The sequence below is a fragment of the Xanthovirga aplysinae genome (assembly GCF_009711365.1).
GTDB classification, from domain to species: Bacteria; Bacteroidota; Bacteroidia; order Cytophagales; family Cyclobacteriaceae; genus Xanthovirga; species Xanthovirga aplysinae.
In genome coordinates, this window is sequence record NZ_SMMB01000608.1 from 1 (window position 1) to 2,688 (window position 2,688).

Here is a 2,688-nt window from a genome sequence, read left to right on the forward strand (position 1 = left end):
TAGCTGAGTTTAATTATTGTCAGTCAATACCTCAAATTGACAAATTGATAGCCTTCTTCAGGCTACTAACTATTGTCCTAAACAGTCCTTAAATGCCTCCTTCAAAGCCTTTAATTTCTAAACAGGCCTTAATTTACCTGGCATTACTTCCCATTATACCCGCTTTCATAATTTTTGCCATTAATCATTCCGCTAAAGTAGAAATGGGAGATGATTTTTCGGTCTTTTGGCAGGCTGGACATGATTTCTTTCATCAAAATCCCATTGTCCTTTTTTACCCCCCTTTTGCAGCCTTTGTTTTTCAAGCATTTGCCTTAGTCCCATTAAAGGTAGCGGCCTTCTTTTTTACATTGCTCAATGGATTTTTACTAATTGTAAGCCTTCACCTGCTAATGACAATTGGAAAAGTTATGGGTATCAAAAAAAGGCAAATTAACATTGCAGTTGGTTTAAGCACATTAGCGGCCTTTCAATTTATCTGGAATAACCTGGCCATGGTCCAGGTGAACTTTCTGGTTTTCTTTATATGTGTCTGTGGGGTCTATTTCTTAAGCAAAAAAAAACCCCATTGGGCCGTAGTTTATTTCATCATGGCCACCTTCATAAAACTAACACCCATCTTTTTAGCTCTTTTTGTTCCCCTTTTTTACCGTACCAAAAAAGTTTGGATAATGGCCACTCTTTGTACACTTTTTTGCCTTTCAATTCCTCTCCTTTTTCGAGGTTTAGAAAGAGGAATGAATGACTACTATTATTATTACAACCTCTTTATAGAGGGATATATGGATGGGCAATTGATTGTAAAAAACACCAATCATAATCTGAAATCATTCCTGATGAAAATTTTTTACCCAGAATCTAATAGTCAAATTGTATTCTCCAAAGATTTCAAAACCCTATTCACCCTCGCCAATCTTGGCTTGTTCATCATGGCATTAGTATTGGTTGGCAATGGATTGGCCCAGCACAAGCAAAAAATAAAAGTTAGCTTGGCCAATTTAGGAGCGCTTTTTATTTTCTCTCATTTGGCCTCAGGTATTACCTGGTCTGCTCATTTGGTATCTGCCATGTTTTTCTTTATGCCACTTTTCCTATTCAACTTTCAATTGCTCCGTGGTTTTCATAAAACAATCCATCTTTTCCTCATGGGAATTGCCCTGTTTATTGGAATTGAAGGGAGCGATACAACTGGTAAAACCTTATATGAGTTCATTCGACGCTATGACATTTTTGTCCTTTTCCCACTAATACTATTTTTTTACTATTCCTATCTGCTACATTCAGGAAAAGAAAAATATTTATACTCTTTAGAAAAAGAAAAACCTATTGCTGTAGAATAATATTAGCTTTAATAATAATCCAATCATGCAAATGTCTTAAAGACTAAAACCTTGATTTATAACTTGCTTTTTGCTACAAAAGCTATTTAGGCACTTTCACTTTTCACAAGTTATTCTATTATTTTAATGTCCCGATATAAATATATTTTTCACTTTGAAGTCAAAGACCAGGCACCCCTTTTCATTACAAACCCTCTCCTTCCATTATCAATTCACCTAATTGCCTTTATATATCTTTCAGCAGACTTCAGTACCCTCCCCCTGGCATCTTTTTGAATCACTGCATCAAACCAGGCCGCATACAAGTTTTCAAACTCATAATCTCCTAACCTCCGGATCAGTGTTTTAATTTTTTCAGTCGACAAAGGAATTAGATTAGGATAACTATACATAAAGCTGGCCCATTGCCTATCAGCCACGACATAAATTGTATCCCCTGTTAATAAACTTCCCTTCCCGTTAGCCCCCTCTTTCCAATGCAATACAGCACTTCCCTCAAAGTGCCCTCCCAAACGTAACAGCACCACATTGCTATTAAGTTTTAACTCATTTCCGGACCAAAAAACAATTTTCTCATTGGGCCGCATTACCCATTGTCGGTCCGCTTCATGAAGGTAAATAGGACAATCAAATACATGAGCCCACTCCACCATGCTACTGTAAAAATGTGGATGAGAAATAGCAATTGCATTTAATCCACCCAAGCTTTTTACCTTTTCAATAGTTTCTTCATCCATAAAGGGGATACAATCCCACAAAACATTTCCTTTTTGGGTTTGTATCAGCAGAGCTCTTTGTCCAATGGCAAAAGATGGCGAAATTCCTATCCCTATTAAGCCGGGTGCTTCCTGCTTCCAAAGGTTATTATAGCCTTCTTGCTTTAATCGTTTCAAAGTAATCCAGCTTTGGCCATTTAACCCCACATACTGTCGCTCATCCCTGCAAATAGGGCATGAATCAGGGGAATAAGAGGATTCCTTAAATTGTGTCCCGCAGGTTTTACATATATAGTTATTCATAGGACTTGAAGGTTTTGATTTCCAATGGTTTTGATTGGTAGCAAGGTGAAGAAAAACATTGAATCCATCAAATAGATAGATTTGATAAAACAATAGAGTTTATCTATTAAAATTTTTATATCAAGTGCACTTAAATAGGCTGGAAAAAGAAAGTTGAACGCTAGTATTCCTTTCAAAGAGAATTTATTAAACAGGCCGAAAGGACTCCCATAGCCACTTTTTCATTTCAGTAAATAAGGCTTTACCTCCATCGAAAATTTTTAAAAAAGACCACTAGAATACAAACTCAAATGTGAAGGGTATCACCAACAAGTTTTGATTAGTGAAAA

2 protein-coding genes are annotated in these 2,688 nt (G+C 36.4%); one reads left to right on the forward strand and one right to left on the reverse strand.

Annotated features, from left to right (window positions below; all coding sequences use genetic code 11):
• The first annotated feature begins 92 nt into the window (after positions 1 to 92).
• Positions 93 to 1,340, forward strand: a complete 1,248-nt coding sequence (locus tag E1171_RS03230) for a glycosyltransferase family 87 protein (RefSeq protein WP_155204026.1) — start codon at positions 93 to 95, stop codon at positions 1,338 to 1,340.
• A gap of 212 nt (positions 1,341 to 1,552) precedes the next feature.
• Here E1171_RS03230 and E1171_RS03235 read toward each other — a convergent pair whose 3' ends face one another.
• A complete protein-coding gene (locus E1171_RS03235) occupies positions 1,553 to 2,359 on the reverse strand; it encodes an MBL fold metallo-hydrolase (RefSeq protein ID WP_155204028.1) in 807 nt (268 codons plus the stop codon).
• Between the last annotated feature and the right edge of the window lie 329 nt (positions 2,360 to 2,688).

Excerpts from the sequence above, each read along its gene's own strand:
- E1171_RS03230 (WP_155204026.1), top strand. The coding sequence starts at position 93 with ATGCCTCCTTCAAAGCCTTTAATTTCTAAACAGGCCTTAATTTACCTG.
- E1171_RS03235 (WP_155204028.1), bottom strand. The coding sequence starts at position 2,359 with ATGAATAACTATATATGTAAAACCTGCGGGACACAATTTAAGGAATCC.